The sequence below is a fragment of the Staphylococcus arlettae genome (genome assembly GCF_025560845.1).
Lineage (GTDB): Bacteria > Bacillota > Bacilli > Staphylococcales > Staphylococcaceae > Staphylococcus > Staphylococcus arlettae.
This window is the reverse complement of record NZ_CP094803.1, coordinates 2490845-2511551: the sequence shown is the minus strand read 5'-3', so window position 1 is coordinate 2511551 and position 20707 is coordinate 2490845. Positions and strand designations below refer to the sequence as shown.

At 30.9% G+C, this 20707-nt stretch carries 28 protein-coding genes; 22 read left to right on the top strand and 6 right to left on the bottom strand.

From position 1 onward, the window contains the following. Positions 1-8: 8 nt before the first annotated feature. The 12 genes from MUA37_RS12340 (at position 9) to MUA37_RS12285 (ending at position 6830) form a co-directional block, all read left to right on the top strand. The gene (locus MUA37_RS12340) at positions 9-812 is read left to right on the top strand and encodes a bifunctional DNA primase/polymerase (RefSeq protein WP_232197779.1); all 804 of its coding nucleotides are present in this window, start codon (positions 9-11) and stop codon (positions 810-812) included. Next, a complete protein-coding gene (locus MUA37_RS12335) occupies positions 799-1083 on the top strand; it encodes a pathogenicity island protein (protein WP_262624663.1) in 285 nt (94 codons plus the stop codon). The genes MUA37_RS12340 and MUA37_RS12335 overlap by 14 nt, the downstream gene beginning before the upstream one ends. Beyond that, a complete protein-coding gene (locus MUA37_RS12330; protein ID WP_262624662.1) occupies positions 1080-1499 on the top strand; it encodes a hypothetical protein in 420 nt (139 codons plus the stop codon). The genes MUA37_RS12335 and MUA37_RS12330 overlap by 4 nt, the downstream gene beginning before the upstream one ends. Positions 1500-1588: 89 nt before the next feature. Further along, positions 1589-1789, top strand: coding sequence for a hypothetical protein (locus tag MUA37_RS12325; RefSeq protein WP_232197781.1), 201 nt, complete (start codon positions 1589-1591; stop codon positions 1787-1789). 14 nt (positions 1790-1803) lie between these two features. Next, positions 1804-2421 carry a hypothetical protein gene (locus tag MUA37_RS12320; RefSeq protein ID WP_232197782.1) on the top strand — a complete coding sequence of 206 codons (618 nt, stop codon included), beginning with the start codon at positions 1804-1806 and terminating at the stop codon, positions 2419-2421. A gap of 15 nt (positions 2422-2436) precedes the next feature. Further along, positions 2437-2910 (top strand): hypothetical protein, encoded by a 474-nt coding sequence (locus tag MUA37_RS12315; RefSeq protein ID WP_262624661.1) that lies wholly within the window; start codon positions 2437-2439, stop codon positions 2908-2910. Between the two features lie 1141 nt (positions 2911-4051). Further along, positions 4052-4564, top strand: a complete 513-nt coding sequence (locus MUA37_RS12310) for a phage terminase small subunit P27 family (RefSeq protein ID WP_262624660.1) — start codon at positions 4052-4054, stop codon at positions 4562-4564. A gap of 25 nt (positions 4565-4589) precedes the next feature. Further along, a complete protein-coding gene (locus tag MUA37_RS12305) occupies positions 4590-5126 on the top strand; it encodes a pathogenicity island protein (protein WP_262624659.1) in 537 nt (178 codons plus the stop codon). Beyond that, on the top strand, positions 5123-5449 hold the full coding sequence (locus MUA37_RS12300; RefSeq protein ID WP_262624658.1) for a hypothetical protein: 327 nt from the start codon (positions 5123-5125) through the stop codon (positions 5447-5449). Before MUA37_RS12305 ends, MUA37_RS12300 begins: the two co-directional genes overlap by 4 nt. Continuing rightward, positions 5446-5781 (top strand): sigma-70 RNA polymerase sigma factor region 4 domain-containing protein, encoded by a 336-nt coding sequence (locus tag MUA37_RS12295; RefSeq protein WP_262624657.1) that lies wholly within the window; start codon positions 5446-5448, stop codon positions 5779-5781. Before MUA37_RS12300 ends, MUA37_RS12295 begins: the two co-directional genes overlap by 4 nt. Before the next feature lie 139 nt (positions 5782-5920). After that, positions 5921-6373: a Panacea domain-containing protein gene (locus MUA37_RS12290; RefSeq protein ID WP_262624656.1), complete on the top strand. Its 453-nt coding sequence runs from the start codon at positions 5921-5923 to the stop codon at positions 6371-6373. Beyond that, positions 6366-6830: a hypothetical protein gene (locus tag MUA37_RS12285; protein ID WP_262624655.1), complete on the top strand. Its 465-nt coding sequence runs from the start codon at positions 6366-6368 to the stop codon at positions 6828-6830. Before MUA37_RS12290 ends, MUA37_RS12285 begins: the two co-directional genes overlap by 8 nt. A gap of 112 nt (positions 6831-6942) precedes the next feature. Here MUA37_RS12285 and MUA37_RS12280 read toward each other — a convergent pair whose 3' ends face one another. Next, on the bottom strand, positions 6943-8208 hold the full coding sequence (locus tag MUA37_RS12280; protein WP_107374018.1) for an SAP domain-containing protein: 1266 nt from the start codon (positions 8206-8208) through the stop codon (positions 6943-6945). A 309-nt stretch (positions 8209-8517) separates the two neighbouring features. On the opposite strand from MUA37_RS12280, the gene MUA37_RS12275 reads away from it, so the two are divergent. The 6 genes from MUA37_RS12275 (at position 8518) to MUA37_RS12250 (ending at position 12593) form a co-directional block, all read left to right on the top strand. After that, complete coding sequence (locus tag MUA37_RS12275; RefSeq protein ID WP_262624654.1) at positions 8518-9726, top strand: Abi family protein; 1209 nt, start codon at positions 8518-8520, stop codon at positions 9724-9726. A gap of 89 nt (positions 9727-9815) precedes the next feature. Continuing rightward, positions 9816-10106, top strand: a complete 291-nt coding sequence (locus MUA37_RS12270; RefSeq protein WP_262624653.1) for a hypothetical protein — start codon at positions 9816-9818, stop codon at positions 10104-10106. A 321-nt stretch (positions 10107-10427) separates the two neighbouring features. Beyond that, positions 10428-11123, top strand: coding sequence for a hypothetical protein (locus MUA37_RS12265; RefSeq protein WP_262624652.1), 696 nt, complete (start codon positions 10428-10430; stop codon positions 11121-11123). A 108-nt stretch (positions 11124-11231) separates the two neighbouring features. Then, positions 11232-11411: a hypothetical protein gene (locus MUA37_RS12260; RefSeq protein ID WP_021459317.1), complete on the top strand. Its 180-nt coding sequence runs from the start codon at positions 11232-11234 to the stop codon at positions 11409-11411. A gap of 37 nt (positions 11412-11448) precedes the next feature. Further along, positions 11449-11751 carry a hypothetical protein gene (locus MUA37_RS12255; RefSeq protein WP_002509919.1) on the top strand — a complete coding sequence of 101 codons (303 nt, stop codon included), beginning with the start codon at positions 11449-11451 and terminating at the stop codon, positions 11749-11751. Between the two features lie 233 nt (positions 11752-11984). After that, positions 11985-12593: a DUF3885 domain-containing protein gene (locus tag MUA37_RS12250; RefSeq protein WP_021459316.1), complete on the top strand. Its 609-nt coding sequence runs from the start codon at positions 11985-11987 to the stop codon at positions 12591-12593. Positions 12594-13159: 566 nt separating this feature from the next. On the opposite strand, the gene MUA37_RS12245 is transcribed toward MUA37_RS12250, so the two are convergent. Further along, positions 13160-13360 (bottom strand): hypothetical protein, encoded by a 201-nt coding sequence (locus tag MUA37_RS12245; RefSeq protein WP_002509921.1) that lies wholly within the window; start codon positions 13358-13360, stop codon positions 13160-13162. A gap of 184 nt (positions 13361-13544) precedes the next feature. Between MUA37_RS12245 and MUA37_RS12240 the strand changes: the two genes are divergently transcribed. Continuing rightward, positions 13545-14393 (top strand): YitT family protein, encoded by an 849-nt coding sequence (locus tag MUA37_RS12240; protein ID WP_021459314.1) that lies wholly within the window; start codon positions 13545-13547, stop codon positions 14391-14393. Between the two features lie 64 nt (positions 14394-14457). Here MUA37_RS12240 and MUA37_RS12235 read toward each other — a convergent pair whose 3' ends face one another. Continuing rightward, a complete protein-coding gene (locus tag MUA37_RS12235) occupies positions 14458-14964 on the bottom strand; it encodes a cupin domain-containing protein (RefSeq protein WP_002509922.1) in 507 nt (168 codons plus the stop codon). Positions 14965-15124: 160 nt separating this feature from the next. On the opposite strand from MUA37_RS12235, the gene MUA37_RS12230 reads away from it, so the two are divergent. After that, complete coding sequence (locus MUA37_RS12230; RefSeq protein WP_002509923.1) at positions 15125-15601, top strand: nucleoside deaminase; 477 nt, start codon at positions 15125-15127, stop codon at positions 15599-15601. A gap of 228 nt (positions 15602-15829) precedes the next feature. Here MUA37_RS12230 and MUA37_RS12225 read toward each other — a convergent pair whose 3' ends face one another. After that, a complete protein-coding gene (locus MUA37_RS12225; RefSeq protein ID WP_262615156.1) occupies positions 15830-16231 on the bottom strand; it encodes a YxeA family protein in 402 nt (133 codons plus the stop codon). 209 nt (positions 16232-16440) lie between these two features. Here MUA37_RS12225 and MUA37_RS12220 point away from each other — a divergent pair, with 209 nt between their 5' ends. Continuing rightward, entirely contained in the window at positions 16441-17643 is a 1203-nt protein-coding gene (locus MUA37_RS12220; RefSeq protein ID WP_262615155.1) for a GTP-binding protein, read from the top strand. 185 nt (positions 17644-17828) lie between these two features. Continuing rightward, positions 17829-18284, top strand: a complete 456-nt coding sequence (locus tag MUA37_RS12215; RefSeq protein WP_142385145.1) for a hypothetical protein — start codon at positions 17829-17831, stop codon at positions 18282-18284. A gap of 116 nt (positions 18285-18400) precedes the next feature. On the opposite strand, the gene MUA37_RS12210 is transcribed toward MUA37_RS12215, so the two are convergent. Then, positions 18401-19819, bottom strand: a complete 1419-nt coding sequence (locus MUA37_RS12210; protein WP_002509927.1) for an MDR family MFS transporter — start codon at positions 19817-19819, stop codon at positions 18401-18403. Positions 19820-20029: 210 nt separating this feature from the next. Next, on the bottom strand, positions 20030-20632 hold the full coding sequence (locus MUA37_RS12205) for a poly-gamma-glutamate hydrolase family protein (protein ID WP_037579900.1): 603 nt from the start codon (positions 20630-20632) through the stop codon (positions 20030-20032). Between the last annotated feature and the right edge of the window lie 75 nt (positions 20633-20707).

Sequence of the window (20707 nt, the reverse complement as noted above, 5' to 3'; positions counted from 1 at the left end):
GGTATTCAATGACAGGTTATCATGTAGCAAAATATTTATTAAATAAGAATATTCAAGTTATACCTTTAAATGAGTACAAAAAGCCAAGTGTTTCATTTGCTGATATAGATATTACTGATGATTTCATTGAATATCATTCTATTCTATACAATAAAACAAATGTGTTAGGCGTGCTTACACGTGGTCTGTGGTGTATCGATATTGATGTAGATCACGCTAAAGGTAAAAACGGATTCGAGAGTTTAAAGATGATTCCTTACAAAGATGAGATTGTAGCAAACGCTCAAAATACTTTGGTACAAACTACACCTAGTGGTGGCAAGCACATAGTATTCAAAAAACGTGTCGGTATTGAATACGGTCAAAAAATAGATTATTTACCATCAGTAGATATAAAGGCACATAATAATAACTATTTTGTGTTAGCAAACAGTCGAACACATAAAGGTACTTACAAACACAATGGAATAAATGTATCTGAATATAACGGAGAATTTGAAAATCGTATATTTTCTAAACGTGGCAATTACACACAACAAGTATTAGAACCGTATTCTATGAAACGAGTGTTATCAGACTATAATTTTGACCATTTAGGTGCTGGTAAAGGTGGATTAGGTAAGCAAGCCTATCAACGTATTGTAAATGGTGAAAGTGAATATAGAAATGATGATTTATATAAAGCAGCAAGCTATGCGAAGCAATGTAACATCGACATTGAACCGTTGCGTATATTAATTGGGGATAATAAAAACGGCGATATATTTGATGAGAGAAGTTGGGAGGCGACTGTAAGAAGTGCAGGCTACTAATATTGAAACAAATTATGATGCACAAGCAAATAAGGCAGGTTTAATAGTTGGGATATCAGAAGAAATGTATTTCTGTTCAATCAGTAAGGTGTCGCAAGTATATGTTGAGGATATTGATAATAATTGGGTGTCATGGCGTGAAAGCTATGTGCCCAATAGTAATAGGCGCACCAGTTATAAAATGATTGCTCATGGTGGTTTTGAATTAGTAATGGCACGTACTAAAAATTACTTAGGATATATCAAAAAGAATAGAGGGCGAAGAAAATGAGATACCTATACAACAGTGGCAATAGATATGGAACAGTAGTAACTAATAACAATACACATCGTGTGATTATGGATTATCCACGTGAAGTATTTAATTTTACCGATGAAGAATTGAAACAGTATATGAGTGATAACAATTTAGGATTTAATGCAATTGATTTTAATGATATGACAATGGAACAACTTGAAACAGTATTGATGTGGTGTAAACAGTTAGAGCCGATGAAATCAGTAAACGAAAATTGTTCGAGCTATAACTTAAAGCACATGTTTGAACGTGAGCCTTATGGCTTTTATGTATCAAATGGAAATATGAAAGAAGTCATGGCACTTGCTGGATTTAAGCCCAAAAGTGCTGATGATCTCAACTGGTTTTATCCAATAAGTGAACGCAGTATCAAACAATTACAAAAGTAATCAATATAGTTACTAGAAATCATACAGTTACAATATTTTGGTAGATATTAAAGATTGTTTATATCTATATAATAAAAGGAGATATGCAAATGTGGTATAGGGATGTGGCTAATCAAATTGTTGCTAGATTACCAACTAATATAAGTAATGTGTCAGAGAGTTATTTAGATACAGTAATCAGACGTTATGTAACTAAGCGTGAAGATATTGAAGAAGTGAAGCAATGTATTAATGAAACGAAACGCAGTAAGAAAATTAAAACGTATAAGGATTTTATAACTAAAAAATAAAGGAGTTTTTTTAAATGACTAAAGTAAATGAAAAATCAATCGAAGTATTCAACAAGGTAATTGAACCAAAAGTAGAGAATAAAAAAAATGTAGCATTAGAAAAGATTAAAGTCACTGACAAATTAAAAGAATTTGATTTTAAGATGTCACATTATCGAAATGAAAATGATTACACTATGATTGCATCACTTAAAAAGGAACAAGGAAAACTTGAAGATGAAATTGTAGCATTACATGCGCAAAGTGAAGATGATAATCATAAGTTGTTAGATAAAGATGTAAAAGCGTTTAATGTTGCATATGATAAAGAGATTAAAGAATTAAAAGATAATAACAGTAAACTAATACAAGAATTCAATGATAAATTACATGAAGCATATGAAGTATATGAGAGTATTGCAGCTAATAAAGTAGAAGCTATACGAAGAGCATCAAGACGTAATTATATGAATACTGCTATTAACAATCCAGACCAATGGAGATTGAGTTTACAACGCAATACAAATTTAGTTGATGATCCATTTAGAACGGATACTGACCCAACTACATTAGCCAATAGTTTTAAGGAAAAGTTATTTAATATAAATGGTCGTGCTGATTCAGAATACAATAACGGAAATCATAAATGGTAAGAGGGGGAATATAAAATGAGTTACACAGTATTAAGCCCAATAAAACAAGATTATGCTTTGGGTTTTGATGAAAAGAAAAACACTATTATTTTAAAACCATTATATTCAAATACACAAGTTGGTATTGCTACAGTTGAGGGTGTGGCCAGTTCTGATATTAATTATAAAAAAGGTTCTTTAACTAGAAGAGTGTTTAAAAACTTTAAAGATACTGATGGTATAAACATTGTGATAAACAACAATGAGAATTCATTTGTTGCTAACAGTAAAGATTCAGGCGTACTTACTGTTATTAAAGAAGAATTTATTGGCTTTGGTATTCAAGTTGATAGGGTTCAAGATAAAGGCGAAGGGCTAAAAGAATTAATAGACATAGCTAAGAATAAACGTTCAGTGTCAGTACAATGTTACGCTAGTAAATTGGGTATGGATAATACAACTATTGGCAACATTGATAAGATCGAATTAATATCGGTTAATACAAAATAAACAAACTATAAAATAGTATTGTTATAATATGTTTTATGTAGTATAATGTAATTAGGTAGAAATCTACCTTGAATGCTTTATAAAACATTCAACGAATTCTTCTGGTATCGGTTGTTTAAACGCTTGTTCTTGAAAGTTGCATACTTCCTTTGTACGCCATCATCACTTGTTCTGCTCTTATACTTGTGGTGGTGGCTGTTTTAATATCGAGGCTATATACAGTGTTATAGATCATTCGTTAAGTAATCATATATAACATGTGATTCATAGATTGTTATTGAACATTAATTCAGAAGAGAATAATAATAAGTTGTTGTGATGTTAAGTTGAGAAGCATTCAAGATAGATAATGATTGAAGTTGTATTGAACATTGATTAAAAGATTAGATCAATTGTGATAAAGATAAAGTTGTTACATCAACAATGATATTAAGATAAGTAAAATATATTTAAATAAATAATTAAATTATAATGAATTCATTTATATTATCAAAAAAAGAATGATCAACTAAATAACTTTGGTGAACAAACTTAAAAGATAAATGATTACAAAATGTTTTTGTTCTTTCATTTAAAACAAATTATAAAAATAAACTTAATAAATAATTATAAATAAAAATTCAACATGAACATCAATACAATAAGTATCTTCATACCAATTCATAGGTTGAATGCTTAATAGTGTTAATAGGTTAATAGCAAATAGATAACTGATACAAAGGTCATAATAGTTTAGTTATATCAATGTGAATAGATTGTTTAAATAATCATAAAGTAAGCTAAATAGCTTATATAAATACAGTTGTAATAGCTAGTAATATACATGATAAACAGAGCAATAAAAGGCTTAATATCAAGACTTCATACAAGGCATTTAGAGCCTGTTCCAGAGCATATAACAACAGTGTGATTAAATCTATATAAATAATAAATGTACGTCATATTAGTACGGATATTACCAATTGAATAGGAGTAATTAAAAAAGGGAGGCATCTATTAGGCGCCCACTATATTTTTTTATTTCTGTAATCGCTCGATACTTAATCTTAACCGAATGTTGAAAATGAAAGTTGAAAATGTGTAAAGTATATATACTTTACGTAGTGTGGATATTAAATCTTATATAAAAAGGGGAAATTGAATGGCACAAAGAAAACTATTGTCACAACAAAAGAGTAGATTAACTACAGAAGCACAGGAAACGAAACAAGCTACAGAAGAGGCATTGCAGCAATTAACAAAACTATCACCAGAACCTCCTGAATGGCTAGATGATACAGCTACAAAAGAATGGCATAGGATATTTCCATTACTACAAGAATTACCTGTAGCTAGTTTAGATTTAGCATTAGTTTCTGCTTATTGTACAGCTTATTCAGACTACATCAACGCAACTATACGTATGAAAAATGAGGATGCAATTATTGTTACTGAACGTGGTACAAAACTTAATCAGAATCATGCTATAAAAAGAGATTCGTTATCACAATTAAATAGCATTGCACCTAAACTAGGTTTAACTGTGGAATCAAGATTGAAAATTTTGGAACCTAAAGCACCAAAAACACAAGATGATGCATTGGCTGAAATGCTTGCTAGTAAAGGTAGAAATAAAACAGTGTATGACATATTCGGTGTAGATGATGATGACTAATTTATAAAATTCTAGGAGGGCTACTATGATATTAAAACGGTGTAAATCAGTTTTGTGGTATTACGAAGAAAAGAAAATTACTGAATATGAATTGTTAACGCATTATAATCCACAGTTCATTAATAGGAAGATACGAGCTTTACAGGAACAAATCGATGCAATGTACCACTTAAATACATCTCATATGAGTTGTGATGATGTGATGGGCGTGATTTCTATTTCATATCCATTAGAGAAGTTAGTTTTATGGATTATAGATCAAAAAGAAGAATTGAATCGTTTTAAAAATAGTAGTACTAAGAAGTTAAATTTATTAAAGAAAATCATCCATAATTACACACCAAAAGAGCAGCAAGAAGTGATGAGATATTTCAAATCTAATGGCAGTAACAAGCAAATTAAGACGATTGATAAGTTACAAGAAGATTTATATAAAGTACATCATCATAAGCGTATAGAGCGTAATAAACAGCAAGAAAAAGAGAGTGAAGTCATTTATCAAAACTTTGTAGTAGAAGTTAAAAAATCATTAAATAACGAACGTGAGGAGTTGGTTGTGTGATAAGAAGTTTAAACGATGTGGATTATCCTATATTAGAACGCTACATGCGTAATTATCATAGTATGGTTGATATTTATAAGAATAAACCTAGTGATATGGAAGACCTACAATATATGAACCTAGAATCGATTGTAAAGGGCGTTACTCAAGTTTATAACGATAGTGATGTGAAAGTGCAGCAGATTATTAAACTCACATGGTGGCATGATAAGAAGTATACAGATGAAGTTATAGCTGATGTGATAGGTGTTAGTCAGTTAACGTTAAGGCATGCGAGAGAAGTTATATTAAAACATGTTGCAAAGGCAGTAGAATATGTATGAGGTATGATAAAGCAACAGTAAAAGAGTTTATATTGAACTATCATAAGACAATAAATAATAGTGATGCATATAATGAAGATATTGATATAGATGATTTCTTTAATGTGAATGATCAAGCAGATACTCAAGATATAGATAATAATAATGTTGAAGAAAGTATATTTTATAACGAATTAGAAGCTGTTATTGAAAGGGTAGCGACTGAAAAAGAACACAATTTATTTTTGTTGATATGTAATGGTGTGAGTTTTGAAAAGATTGGAAGTATATTTGGGGTTAAAGAAGCAAGAACTAAGCAAATGTTGAATAGATTGTTGGATAAGTTGGAATGAAAAACTAGGGGTAGGCACGTAATAGGTGCTTGCCCTATTTTTTTATAAAAAGCTTTACTAAATATGACTTAAAAGGTTAAAATATTATATAAAAAGTATTGTTAATACTATATAATAGAGAAAAAAGGAGGATTCGAAAATGGAAAAAGTTAATGTATTTGATGTCGCTGATTATATAGTGAAAAACGTAGGTGATATAACAGCTATGAAATTACAAAAGCTAGTTTATTATAGTCAAGCGTGGTCTTTAGCTTGGGATGACGAACCTCTATTTGAAGAAGATTTTCAAGCTTGGGCTAACGGCCCTGTTTGCTTTGAATTATACAAATCTCACAGAGGACTGTTCCGCCTTGAAGATGACTTATTCGAAGGTTATGCCAATAAAAATATTGAATTAAACGATAATCAAAAAGAAACAATAGATGCTGTACTTAAACATTACGGAGATAGAACACCTCATTTTTTAAGTGAATTAACTCATAAAGAAGACCCTTGGAAAAATGCTAGAAAAAATTTACCGTCTGGGGAACCAAGTCAAGACGTTATAACAAAAGAGTCTATGCAGTTATATTATGGTGGTATGATTGGCTGAAAATAACAAGAATCCAAAGATTACTAAAAAAATTAAAGAAAGCAAAGTTCCTTTTACTAATGTAGATGGTTCAAGTTATTTGAAGAAACAACCATCTTGGAGATTCGCAAAAAATAAAAACCATAATTTTGATAATTGGAAAATATTGAACCAAACTCAAGAAAAAATTAACGATATTATTGACTCATTGATAAGTTTTGAAGGTATGACTTGGGACAGTATTATGAAAGCTAGCGGCGGTCGAAAAAATGGAACAAATCACCACTGGATTAATAAAGATAAATTGTGTTCTGAAGCTCAAGAATATATGGAAAAGTTTCAATTAGATGACGAGATATTTTCGTTGAGACTTAATGGACAGAATAGATTATTTGGCCAAATAGAAAATGGTGTATTCATCATACATTGGTATGACGCTACTCATGAAATTTGTCCATCTTTAAAGAAGCATACTTAACACTCACCAACTGGTGGGTGTTTTTCTTTTATTTTATATACATTGACAGTGTTAGATACTTAATATTATAATAGTTTACATTAACCACTCTTCGGAGTGGTTATTTTATTTGTTATACTATCCATTCATCTTCTTCAAGTTCTTCATATCGTTCTATGAACCAATCTAAGCAATTTAAGCATACAACTTTCTTTTCTGGTCCTTCTGGTAAATCAATTTCATCTAAAAGTTTACCACATGAATGACAATGTCCTTCTAGTTCGCCTATCTCAATCATATTTTCATCAACGAATTTTATGTATTTTTCAATATCATTCTCGTTGAATTTTTTCGGTTTGGTATTTTTAACAATATTTTTCAGATTATATTTATTAGCTATAAATTGTTGGTCATGTTCAACGACAAAATAATCTTCAAAATCCTTTGGATCAAGTACATATTCATCTTTGATTAACTTTAAGACTTTTGTAAAAGCATTATCTATTTCTTCGTTTTTTATATACGCAATTAGATAATTTATAATTAATTCGCTTATTTCTCTGTCTTCTATTTCATAATATTGCTCAACATCTTCAACAAATAATTTATAAATGCTTTTATTAGACAATTGCTTATTAAATATCAACCTTTTATACGTTTCTAAAATTGATACATCTCTAAACTTAGTAATTAAGTTGTTTTTAAGTTTCTCTTCTTCTAAGCTATTATTTTTATCATAATAAAGATACGTAGAGTTTATCAAATCACCTAGTAATCGATCCATATTGATAAAATTACATAAATTGAAATAAACCCTAGCTCTATCCAAGTCCTTTTTTTGTTTTAAGAAATAATATGCTAAATCAAAAAAAATAAATTCTAAATCGTTATAATAGTCGCAAGCTGGAGACATTTGTTCAATTTCATAATTGTAAATTTCAAACACCTTATCATCACTGAATTTATTTATATAATTATTGGCGATATAATAAGCTCGTGATAATTTCATACTGCTATATATAAAGTGTGGGAGATAATTTGTTTTTTCAAGTAATACATTACCATATTCTGTAGTGGTATATACTAAAGGTAACTCTAAATCAACTACATTTATGTTATCGAGGTTATTAATAATACGATTAATAAGAGTTGCTTTTCTACCAGAAATTTTCAAACCATAGCTTTTTAAAATCCTTTTTAAGTCTGGTATTTTAAGCTTATTTATACAAAATTCTAATGTACTATCTTTGATTAATACTTTTTCAGAAATTAATTTTTCAATTGATTGTATAATTTCTGTATCATTCTTAGCTAAACAATTATTGAGAAGTATCTCTTTTCCCACAATTCTATTTTGATTCTTATGTAGTACTAATATATCAAATGCATTTAATTCCATAGAATTTGAGCCTCCTTAACTTAGTTTATTTGTATATTATTTATAATTATACCAAATAACAAAATAAAAATATCTATTAGAATTATTGAACATCAAACGAACAACTATACGTAAACTGATTTCTCGATGCAGCACAGAGTGAATGTCAGAGTGATATTCTGAACCAAAAAGATAAATTCTAATTCAAATGTATTCAAATGTATTTACTTATAAGAATAAAATGTTATAATAAATTTACAGATCAATTAGAGGACCCTAGTATATTTTAATATATATGTGGGGTTCTTTCTTTATATTAAGGGGATAGTCATGGAAAAAGAATATACTACGTTAAGAAATAGACTTGATAAATTGAGGGATAGAGGAATGATAATCCCAACTAATAAAAGTAAAGAGCGAAATGTAGTCAAAAAATATAATTATTATAACCTTATAAATGGTTATAAAGAACCCTTTTTAGAAGCTCGTGGTAACTATCCTCCTCATGCAAATGTTAAAGAGGATTATTTTATAGTAGGTACTTCGCCATCACATTTAGAAGCATTAATGAAATTTGATGAGAGAATTAGAAATATATTTTTACAAAGAATTTTAAAAATAGAAGAAAAATTAAAAGATGTAATAGTACAATCTTTTTATGAATATCATACTAATAATGGAAAAAAGAAAAGTGTGTTACATGTATTACATAGAGAAAGTGAATATTTAAAAAGAGCTTATTATAATTTAAATGAAAAAAAGACTTTTCAAATTTTAGAAAAAAGTCAATATCGTTATACAGTGTTCTCAAATGTAAAATCTGATTCCACGATGAAAAATAAACCCAAAACATACATAATAAAAAAAAGCGAAACTTATGATAAGTTGATAGCAAGGATTTATGGGGATATTGGACGACAAAGAAGAAAAAGTAAATACATAAGTTCTTATCTTGATAAACACACTTATTTACCTATGTGGGTACTTACAAATATTCTAACATTTGGCCAAATAAGTAAACTATACGATATTCAAAAAGAGGATATTCAAAATAAAATTATATCTAAACTGAAATTAGAAGAGAGCAATGTAGATATTGATATAAGTGTTGTAAACTTATCACGTGTTATGAATATACTAGCTATATTTAGAAATTTATGTGCGCACAATGAAAGAATGTATTGTGAAAAAATATCTATTCCAATTGATGATGATTTTATGAAATACTTAGATAAGTTCCCGTATGCTCAAGAAGTGAATAATAAAAAAGGAACAAATAGGCATTTAGTAAATACCAAAGCTCACAAGTTAAAAGAATACAGAGAAGGTTTATACACCTTAATGTTTTGTGTATCACTTTTTTTAAAGGAACGTGAATTAAAATCATTTAAGAGTGAAATTAGAAGCGAACTTAAAGAATTAAAAATTAAGTTATCATCATTTGAAAGTGCTAAAAATAAGTATACAAATAAGCCGTATGAAAATATTTTAAAATTGATGGGGTTGAATTTTGATTGGTATTCATTATTGAAAAAATAAACAATTCATAAATATTTTTCAATGATAAGTTATAAATTTATAGTGTTAATGTATTAAATTAAAAAATACATAACTAGGAGTGATACATAGTGAGTGGCTGGCGTCGTTGTCCGAGATGTGGTTCAGGATCTGTTGTTGTAAAATCTACCGAAACTGGTTGCACGGGGTGTTTACTTTTATTTATGTATGCTATTACTGGAATTACAGTTTTAGGAGCGGTACTTTCTGGAGCTATTATAAAGGCACCATTAAGTGCATTACCTAGTATTTTATTGCTTATTGGTATTATAGTATTGATTAAGTTCGTTAAAAGAAAATTCAGCGAAGGACCTAAAAGTAATTTATATTGTAAATCATGTGAATTACATTTTAAAAATTAATAAATAATAAAAGACTCACGCATACGGGAATGAATACGTAATTGAATACGTAAATTTTAAAATGTTGCAAATTAATGCGATTAAATAAAATAGCAAAATACTGATATATCAACTGTTCACAAGTATTGTAAAACTGTGAAAAAGCATCACTTCATCGAGTGGGAATAATAGAATGATGCAACCCCTTAGGTATAAGACTAAGGGGTTTTTAATGTGTTTAAAGTTATATGTGTTTTAAGAACATAAAAAATTTGCTAACTATTTGTTACTATTTAATGTTGTGTTACGCTTAAATTAATACGTTGAAAGGAGTTATATTGTATGAAAAAGTTAACTTTAGCTAGTGTTACAATTACATTATCATTAATACTTGTAGGTTGTAATAGTGATACTTCAGAAGGCTCAAACAATACACAAAGTGATAACACAGACAATCAAGCAAAGACTGAAGAAAAGAATAAAGATGATGCAACGATAGAAGAAAGTAAAAATAATGAAGCTACTAACGATGATAAAACTGAAGCAAGTAGAGAAGACAACACTAAAAACAACACTAATAAAAATGAGTCAGAAGAAAAACAAACCAAGAATAATAAAGAAAGTTATTTAGATGATTTTAGTTCTAAAGAAATAGAATATGCTAGAATCTGGGAACAATTAGGACCTATGAAAAATAATATGAAAGGTATGGATACGTTATATGTGAAAGAAATACCAAAAGGATCAAAAGTAAATCCACAGGCTGAAAATAGCGCTGTGTATCAGGAAGATGTTGTGAAATTAGAAGCACCTATAAAGGCTGGTGGCTCAGTGACCTATAGTAGTAATGGCGATGGGACGATAAATGTGTATAATAAAGTTCCTTACCGGTGGGCAGATTCACAAATGAGTGATTACAGCAACATGGATGAAGTGACAAAGAAAGCAATTGAAGAAAATATCGAAACTGTTGATGTTAAGCCTACAGATAACAAAACAATAGCTGAATTAGCAAGTAAAATTGAATACAGTAAATAACATTATGCGTCAAAAATTATTATAATAGTGATGGTATACTTATTTTATAGATAATGTTATGTGCATAAATTTGAAAATTAAACAATGACAGTAAAGAGGAATATTTATATGTGGAAGAATATCGAGATAAGTGTATCTTTTATTATCTTTTTAGTTGCATTCATTTTTGCTATATACTCATTTTATGATAATTCTATTGCATTAGGTGTTGGAGCATTCATATGTTCCTTAGTAAACCTTTACTACATGATTAAAGAGTTAAAAGAAAAGAGAGAAGGTAATTATTAAAATTCTCGCTAATATAAAATATTAAGGATGTGGTTAATTGGTTTTCGTATACATAATTTTATCTGCTATTTTACTTTATTATGCGATTAAATATGGTATAAGAGATGGTTTGATTGATCGAGATGCTAATAAAGAAAAACTTATTTATTTAAATAAAAATGAAAGCATATTTGAAGAAATTGACGATATATATAGAACAGTAAACAAAGAAAAGAAATCTGAAGCTAAAAGAATTTATGACGAGTCATATGATGTATTATTATCTAAAACTGCACCTAAGGAAAAATATGATACCTTAGTACAATATAAACAGAAAATAAAGAATTTAGAAAATGGATAAATCTATAAAGGGTTAGAAATTTTGTTATCATGCAGTTTCTAGCTCTTTTTATTTTGCCTTTAATAGGAATAGGTGACGTCTAAAAATTGAAGATTTTAGGTGATTTTTCGATGTGTGATAGTAATAAAAAGGTAACTAAAACTTGGTACAATTGAATAAATGGTTATTGAAGCAAAGTGACGTTGATATTGCAAAAATTCACTCAAAAATAAAGGGGATAAGGTGTGAATATTATGTATTTTGATAAAGACAATATAGATATTAAAACATTAAATTTTCGGAATTTAGAAAGCACATGTCATTTAAGTTTAAGTGAGGGTCAATACCAGTTATTAGATGGTGGTGACACTATAAATCAAGATTATTTTTCAACTGTTTATAAAAATGCTATAAATATTTTTGAAGACTTATTTTGGTCTTCTGATTTTATAAATTTAGTTCACGTTGTATATACTTATAATAAACCTTATAAAAAAACGAATATGATTAAAAAATTTACAACGCTGAGTCTTGAAGAGTTATTCTATTTTAAAGAATATCGAAAAGTGGACGACAATGATGTTTTGTGTGATGAGTTCACATACCATTGTTTTGTAAGTAACATTAAATATAAACGGTTATTAAAAGCTATATCCAATCAAGATTTTAAAGGGTTAATTCCAAATATTAAGCAAGATTATAATTACTCTGAAATATATATAATAAATAACACCAAAAATTTAATATATCATTTATATGATGATAGAGGTCTTTGGTTAGCTTTTAATAAGGATGAGGACTTTTCAAGATATTGTAAAAAGTATAGTCATTTAATATTTGATATTGATAATGAGGAGATTTAGTATTTTTAGTCATTACTCTAGTTTTTATTTTTTAGATAACAGTGAAGTTATAGATTTAGTTTGTTATTCATTGAAAAAAGTTATATTAAAAGGAGCAATGGACATTTAAGTTCATTGCTCCTCTAGTTTAATATTGGATAAGTTTGCTTACTATTAATACTAAATTGCTTTATTTGCGAGTCTCAAAGCCACAGCATAAACAGATTATAGCTGCGACTAAAACGACTGGGACAAATTTAGCAGTGATTAAGAGAGGAATCGCCATTAGCAAGTAGTTATAATCATATGTATATTTGCTCATTTTTATAATACACTACCTTATTTAGATTTTCTCGTATTCAAATATTTACTAGTTACTAGTGTGAGCATTGGTGTAAAAGTTATTAAACTCGAAGTAGCTAGGAAGGCTGCAGTGGTACTTTCTTTCGTTAATATCGTATGTATCGATAAGATAATAAAGTACATGTATATTGGCAAGGTAGCCCAAAATATTGCTTTAATGTTATTACTAGATGGTTCGGATTTGTTAGAAATTATAATACACCCCCATTGTGACACTGTCACTTCTATTTGAAATCTTCTGGTTTAGTGTCGCTATTCTTCACTTGTTTGCTGTTTGCTCTTATTAATAAGATGGTATTAATGATAAAGAGTATGGCTAATACAATTAAGGCTGGTGTGCCACCAAAATTAGTGAAATTCAATATAAATAAAATAATCATGAATATAAGATTAATTACGTGATGTATGTACAAGATCGTGGTCATTTTATCACCTCCTATGCTGGGTAGGTTAACTACTTTAGTGCTAATTTAACATGCAACGCTGTATCTGAACAATGGAGTTTAAGTGGTAGCGTTTATTTAGTGAAAATTAAAAAAATGCGTATCATTTTTAGCTAGCTATATGGTAGTATGTACGGGTTAATTAAAAGTAAGGGAAGGTGAGAAGATGGTAGCAATGTTCAACAATCATTATAAAAATATCATTCTTTGTTTAATTGGTACTTTGATAAATGCTATCGGCGTAAATGGTTTTTTATTAGGATCTAATTTGGGAGATGGCGGAACGGTCGGTATTTCATTAGCATTAAAATATGCTTTTGGTTTTTCACCAGCAATCACCACATTACTAATAAATGTAGTTCTTATTATTATAGGTTGGAAATTTTTAAGTAAAAAAGTAGCTATTTATACTGTTATATCCAATACTGCACTTTCATTATTTTTAGGACTTACTAAAGATATAAATTTAGGGATTGATGATTTTGTTATCAACTCAGTATTTGGTGGAGCGATTATTGGTATTAGTGTGGGTATCGTTTTGTCGACAGGCAGTACGGTAGGAGGACCTGCTGTTATTGCTAGAATATTAAATAAATATTTTGGATTTAAAACTGCTAAATCTATTTTCTTACTAGATAGTTTAATCGTGTTATCATTTTTAATGGTATTACCTTTAAAAAACGTACTATTTACGATAATTATGTTGTTTATTACGGAACGCGCAACATCGTTTGTCATTGAAGGTTTTAACCCTAAAAAAGCGGTAACGATTATTTCAGAACATAATGAACAAATTGCTGACAAAATTAATAGTTTCACTGGTAGAGGTTCAACGATTTTACCGAGTAAGGGTGGTTACTCAAAAAATGACTCAGGTATGCTTTATGTAGTAGTGCCTCAATCGCAAGTGACAAAAATTAAAAATTTAGTATATTTAGAAGATGATAAAGCATTTTTAGTGATACATGATGTCAGAGATGTACTAGGCAGTACTTTTATTAATAACATCACATAATAAAAAAGTTAATACACATAAAGTAAGCTAGAAAAGTATAATTCAACTTTTCTAGCTTATTTGTTTATTGCCAATAATTGAATAAAGGACCTTGGCTACCAAATAAAGGGTCTTTTGCAGGTAGTGTTACCGTTGCGATGTTATCGACATTTTGAGGACGTTCTTGTGGTTGTCCTGTACAGAAATCATAACTTATACCATTAGGATAGGCGCCAACAACAGTAAAATCGGGACTACTATCGACTAATTTATGACCAGTGCCTGCTGGTAAAATGAGGACATCACCAGATGCGACAGCTAATTGTTTACCTGAAGCACCGCCAAGTTGGAGAAAAGCTTCTCCAGTTACAACTGCAAGTACTTCATGGGTATTACTGTGATAATGGTGTTGGTTGAATATGCCACCACGCCAACTGCCTAGCCAATTATTATGTGCTAAAATCTGTTCGGGATTATCAGTGCTAGTGAGTATATCTTTATATATAACTAATGGATATGTGGGGTTATTCGGAATTGTGCCATCATCGGTAAATTGATAAGTACTAATTTGGTTGTCTGTTAATTCATTCATATGCGTGACCTCCTTACATTACTAATTCTCTCATCAGGTAGGCTTTTAAACATATTTCATCAGAATTAAGTATGCATTATGATGAAATATTAGCTATCTCGACTACGCTATATTAAAGTTATATTTAAAAGTTAATTGATTGAGGGGGAGGAGTAGTACAATGATAAATGAACAAGATTTAAAGTACTTACGACGCTGTATTACATTGGCTGAAACTGCATTGCAAACGAATGACGAACCCTTTGGCTCTATACTTGTTGCAGCAGATGGGGAAATATTATTTGAGGATTTTAACCATGTCTCTGGTGGTGATCATACACAACACCCTGAATTTGCGATAGCGCGTTGGGCAGCAAATCACTTATCTGAAACTGAACGTGCTACAGCTACGGTTTATACTTCTGGAGAACATTGTCCAATGTGTGCAGCTGCACATGGTTGGGTAGGTCTTAACCGCATTGTCTACGCAAGTTCATCGGTTCAATTGGCTCAGTGGCTAAAAGAGTTAGACGTCCCGCCTGCTAAAGTTCGTAATTTACGCATTCAAGATGTCATTGCTGATACTGAAGTTGAAGGACCAGTAGAAGATTTAGCTGAAGAAGTAAGACAATTACATTATCGTTTTCATCAACAATGATAAAAGACTGTATAATTCAAACATTTATCTAAATAATAAGTGCAAGCATGTGATCAAACCTTAAGTGATAATTTACTTAAGGTTTTTTGTATATTACTGGCAGTAATTTGAGCCGACTCCAGCGGGAAGAGCACTCGCCGCAGACTATAGTCTAAAGCAGTGCCCGCGGAAAGCGTGCACAAAAAACAGCCAACAAAGACAGAAACTTTGTTGGCCTAAATTCATATATTAATCAATACGTTGAAGCGCCTTTGAAGGTACTTGTTGTTGCGAGACTTCTTTATAACTTTGAACTCTATCTAATTTTACTTCTACTTTTAAATAATGATTAATTTTTAATTTATCTGAAAAAGCATTAAATGTAATCATTTTGCGATGACCATTTTTATCTACTGCCTGCTGTTTATATTTATAAACATTGTGTGAATTATCCTGTTTATCAACCTTTGTTGGTTCTTGCGTTTTAATATAATAATTTTCACTTTGTATTAATGGATTAAACTTTGCCAAGTCTGCAACTGCTGAATTATCAGTATGTTGCTCTGCGTAAACCTTCCAAAGAAGCAAAGCACTCCAAACTATTACGATAAAAATAAATATACCTATGATTGATTTGATTAATCGTTTCACATAATACCTCCTAACGTTATTACTTTCAGTATAAGGAGCTACATGATAAATTTCGACAATATGAAGTGACATTTCAAGTGACAATCTTGTCATACGATTTATTTGAAAAGTAAACACTCGCGATTATTCATTAAATGCATTTGCTTATTTCGAAAAGTTCTAATATAATACAAAACGTAATAATTACGATTTAGAAAGGTTTTGATGTTATGGGCAAAATTCCAGTTACGGTATTAAGTGGCTACTTAGGGTCAGGCAAGACTACGTTACTCAATCACATTTTGCAAAATCGTGAGGGCAGACGTATAGCGGTTATTGTGAATGATATGAGTGAAGTGAATATTGATAAAGACTTGGTTGCAGACGGGGGTGGCCTGTCACGTACTGATGAAAAATTAGTAGAACTATCAAATGGTTGTATTTGTTGTACGTTGCGTGATGATTTGTTGCAAGAAGTACAGCGACTTGTACATAAAGGAAATATTGATCAAATAGTAATTGAATCTACTGGTATCTCTGAACCAGTGCCAGTAGCACAGACGTTTACTTATATGGATGATGCTTTAGGTATTGATTTAAGTGCGATTTGTACATTAGATACTATGGTTACAGTAGTCGATGCCAATCGTTTTATTAATGATATTAACTCAGAAGATTTATTAATTGATCGTAGTCAAGGCGCAGATGATAGTGATGAACGTTCTATTGCTGACTTATTAATTGACCAAGTAGAATTTTGTGATGTACTTATCTTAAATAAAACAGATTTAGTGAATGAAGCGGATTTAACACATTTAGAAAGTATATTACGCCAACTACAACCCTCAGCGAAAGTGATTCGTACGGTTAATGCTGAAGTTGATTTGTCTGAAGTATTAAATACGCAATTATTTGATTTTGAACAAGCTAGCCAATCAGCAGGTTGGATTAAAGAGTTAACGGAAGGTGGACATAGTACGCACACACCAGAAACTGAAGAATATGGTATTACTTCTTTTGTGTATGCTAGACGTTTACCATTCCATGCAGAACGTTTCCACGCATGGTTAGAGCAACTGCCACAAAATATCATACGTACGAAAGGAATTGTGTGGTTAGCGCAATACAATCAAGTAGCATGTTTGTTATCTCAAGCTGGTTCATCATGTAATATAAGTCCGGTAACATATTGGGTAGCGAGTATGTCACCGGAGGCACAGCGAGACATATTAGCAGACAGACCGGACGTTGTTGAAAATTGGGACGTTGAATACGGAGATCGTCATACACAGTTTGTCATCATAGGTACAAATCTACAACAGGATGAACTTATTCAACAATTAGATGATTGCTTATTGAAACACGATGAAATAGACGGGGCTTGGGATGCATTGCCTGAACCATATAAGTGGCAATTGGCACCAGCACAATAATATGCAATTATAAAAGTTGTAAATGGTGCATTATTTTAATTTATAGATATTACATCGTGTGAAATCTACTGTTTTGGAAAATTTTAAAGTGGGAAGAGATAGGATAACTGTTGTAAAAACGAGCCATGTTGACACGCGGCTAACGAATTGAACACAGTAATAGCGAAAGCATAAAACAAGGTGATATGATGGAATTAGTTGCAGGTATCATAGCAATCATAATGATTGGTGTTGTCTTTGGCGTAGATGTATTTTTCAGTATCATTGGTGTTCAAGCATTGCGTAAGTGTAGAGATAAAAGTATGGTAGACGTATTAGGTCATATGCATCAAATAGCAGATAAGCGCATGCCTCAATTTGGAACAGTTGGCATATTTGCTATTGTGGCTGCAGTGATATTTAATGGTGGGCTCCGCGTAGGAAATTTAGAATATGTGATAGCATTTTTACTAATGTTAGGTTATATCTTTATATATAATTTTAAATCTAAACCGATTCATAAAGTTATCACCACTGCAGCAGAAGCACATAAAGTACCTTCTAATTTACGAACAATACAAACGCATTGGGATCGTATCATTATAGGTAGAGCAATATTATTAACTATCGTGATGATTCTTTTGTGTATAGGCATTATGTGACTAGTTATCCACTAAAATGTTTCATACGAAACATTTTAAAAAAGAAGCCCCATTCATTACATGAGTGTAATGAATGGGGCTTCTGTTATATCAATAGAGTCTCTCAACTTAAAACATTAAGATTTTTTAGGTTGTTTGATCATGAGTGTTAAAGCAAATCCAATAAATAATAAAATAGTAGTAAAGATAAAGGCGGCATCGACACCTAAAACTGTAGAATGTTGCATTATATCTATTTTACTTTGGTCTGCATGTGCAACAGCATAATTTTTACGTACAATAGATAAAATAGTAATCATCACAGCAGTGCCGATTGCTCCTGCTATAATACGTAGCGAATTCATGATAGCTGTTCCATGAGAAATATTTTCTGGTTGTAGCGCATTTATACCAATTGTATTCAAAGGCATAATGATGAGTGCTACAGCAAACATTCTCACCGCGTAAATAACTACGATATACCAATAAGGAGTTTCTGTAGTTAAGAAACAATGTAAAATTGTCATAATGATGAGTAAGATAAAGCCTGGGATAGCTAAGATTTTCAAACCATATTTATCGTAAATTTTACCGGTGTAAACAGACATAAAAGCATTGACGACGGCTCCTGGTAAAATAACTAAGCCTGATAAAATTGCCGATAAACCTAAACCTGATTGAATATACATTGGGATTAATAAGGCAGGGCCTACAATACCAATAAATAGAATCATTGAACTAAAAGCTGATAACGAAAATGTTCTATTGGCAAAAACTTTCATATTTAATAATGGATTATCGAGTTTAATTTGACGTAGAACAAATATAGCTACAATGATTAAACCAATAATTAAGGACAGTATGACGATGGGTGAGCCAAAGCCAAGATTACCTGCGCTACTAAAGCCATAGAGCATTAACCCAAAACCTAAAGTAGAATAAACGACGGAAGTTTTGTCTAGTTCAGTGTGTTTTGTAGTGTTATTGCTCTCTACAAAGATTGTTCCAACAATAAAGGCAATAATAGCAATCGCTGCTACCACGATAAATGGCGCACGCCAACTAAACGTATCGATTAAAAAGCCGGTTAAAGTAGGTCCAATAGCCGGTGCTGATTGCGCTACAATACCTGTAAGACCCATGGCAAAGCCACGTTTTTCCGGTGGAAAGAGCGTAAAAACAGTAAATTGCATGAGTGGTAATAAGATACCGGCTCCGACTGCTTGTATGATACGTGCAATCATGAGCAAGGTAAAACTAGGAGAAAGTGCGGCGACAATAGAGCCGACTAAAAAAGCACTCATGGCAAAAATATAAAGCGGTCTAGTATGGAATCGATCCATGAGGAAGGCAGTTAGTGGAATCATAATACCATTCACTAACATGAAACCAGTAATCAACCATTGTGCAGTAGTTTCTGTGATTTGTAATCCTGTAATAATGGCTGGTAAAGCTGTATTTAGTAAAGTTTGGTTTAGCATGGCCACAAAGGCACTACTTAACATTACTAAAATTATGGTATTTCTCTTTTTATTAGATAGTATACTATCTGACATGACACATTACCTCTTTTCTAAAACATCACAGTTGTCAATTTTAACTGTTTTTAGTTAGCAAAGCAAACCATTATGTTTAAAAAAATAATGTTAAAATTATTAGAATTTTTTAACTATATATCTACTTTCGATTAAAGTACTATGTCACAACAAAACAGTTATATCATTGTACGATTACAAAGATATAACTGTTGAAAGTTTAGTATGAAGTTAGTTGTCTTTAGCAATAGCATCATTGACGGCATGGGCGTAATTATACATATCAGCATTATAATTTAATAAATTCATTCTCGAGATTTTTGAAATATCATTATTGCTAAATAACGATTGTCTCATAGCTGTGGTTAATTCAAGTTGAACACCTTCACCACGCTGATTTTTATTGACTATATTATTGTCGGAACTACCCGAAAGGTGGTTCGGAGATTCTTGAACCTCAAAACCCGCGTTTCTTAATTCGTCTTCAACTCTCGAGATCAATGATTGGTCTTTGCCTCCTATATATGTAACGGGCTCAGTACCCAAAGCTCCGTGTATAGTGACAGAGCGGTTAGCAGTGGATTGCATATGTTGAATAATAGGTTCATCATAATTTGTAGATGTGACATGTAATTCTCCATTATTTGTTGGACGCACACCTTGAAATGAATAATAGTTATAGCCCCCATTGCTCGCGATTAGACTTGCGAGTTGTGAAGTAGCAGGTTCGATACCGCCTCCATGTATAGCAGCAATTAATACATCGCTACCCCGATCCGTAGTCGTGATTTGCCAGTCGCTACCTTCAGTTGTGTTTTCCATGAGTTCACTCATAGAACTAAAGGCATCATCTGCTTTAGCGGTATTGTATGGCAAGATGCTAGTAATTAGTACAGAAAGAATGCTTAT

Coding starts and splice junctions, on each gene's coding strand:
- MUA37_RS12340 (WP_232197779.1), top strand. CDS start 9: ATGACAGGTTATCATGTAGCAAAATATTTATTAAATAAGAATATTCAA.
- MUA37_RS12330 (WP_262624662.1), top strand. CDS start 1,080: ATGAGATACCTATACAACAGTGGCAATAGATATGGAACAGTAGTAACT.
- MUA37_RS12325 (WP_232197781.1), top strand. CDS start 1,589: ATGTGGTATAGGGATGTGGCTAATCAAATTGTTGCTAGATTACCAACT.
- MUA37_RS12320 (WP_232197782.1), top strand. CDS start 1,804: ATGACTAAAGTAAATGAAAAATCAATCGAAGTATTCAACAAGGTAATT.
- MUA37_RS12315 (WP_262624661.1), top strand. CDS start 2,437: ATGAGTTACACAGTATTAAGCCCAATAAAACAAGATTATGCTTTGGGT.
- MUA37_RS12310 (WP_262624660.1), top strand. CDS start 4,052: ATGGCACAAAGAAAACTATTGTCACAACAAAAGAGTAGATTAACTACA.
- MUA37_RS12305 (WP_262624659.1), top strand. CDS start 4,590: ATGATATTAAAACGGTGTAAATCAGTTTTGTGGTATTACGAAGAAAAG.
- MUA37_RS12295 (WP_262624657.1), top strand. CDS start 5,446: ATGAGGTATGATAAAGCAACAGTAAAAGAGTTTATATTGAACTATCAT.
- MUA37_RS12290 (WP_262624656.1), top strand. CDS start 5,921: ATGGAAAAAGTTAATGTATTTGATGTCGCTGATTATATAGTGAAAAAC.
- MUA37_RS12280 (WP_107374018.1), bottom strand. CDS start 8,208: ATGGAATTAAATGCATTTGATATATTAGTACTACATAAGAATCAAAAT.
- MUA37_RS12275 (WP_262624654.1), top strand. CDS start 8,518: ATGGAAAAAGAATATACTACGTTAAGAAATAGACTTGATAAATTGAGG.
- MUA37_RS12265 (WP_262624652.1), top strand. CDS start 10,428: ATGAAAAAGTTAACTTTAGCTAGTGTTACAATTACATTATCATTAATA.
- MUA37_RS12260 (WP_021459317.1), top strand. CDS start 11,232: ATGTGGAAGAATATCGAGATAAGTGTATCTTTTATTATCTTTTTAGTT.
- MUA37_RS12250 (WP_021459316.1), top strand. CDS start 11,985: ATGTATTTTGATAAAGACAATATAGATATTAAAACATTAAATTTTCGG.
- MUA37_RS12245 (WP_002509921.1), bottom strand. CDS start 13,360: ATGACCACGATCTTGTACATACATCACGTAATTAATCTTATATTCATG.
- MUA37_RS12240 (WP_021459314.1), top strand. CDS start 13,545: ATGGTAGCAATGTTCAACAATCATTATAAAAATATCATTCTTTGTTTA.
- MUA37_RS12235 (WP_002509922.1), bottom strand. CDS start 14,964: ATGAATGAATTAACAGACAACCAAATTAGTACTTATCAATTTACCGAT.
- MUA37_RS12230 (WP_002509923.1), top strand. CDS start 15,125: ATGATAAATGAACAAGATTTAAAGTACTTACGACGCTGTATTACATTG.
- MUA37_RS12220 (WP_262615155.1), top strand. CDS start 16,441: ATGGGCAAAATTCCAGTTACGGTATTAAGTGGCTACTTAGGGTCAGGC.
- MUA37_RS12215 (WP_142385145.1), top strand. CDS start 17,829: ATGATGGAATTAGTTGCAGGTATCATAGCAATCATAATGATTGGTGTT.
- MUA37_RS12210 (WP_002509927.1), bottom strand. CDS start 19,819: ATGTCAGATAGTATACTATCTAATAAAAAGAGAAATACCATAATTTTA.
- MUA37_RS12205 (WP_037579900.1), bottom strand. CDS start 20,632: ATGAGTGAACTCATGGAAAACACAACTGAAGGTAGCGACTGGCAAATC.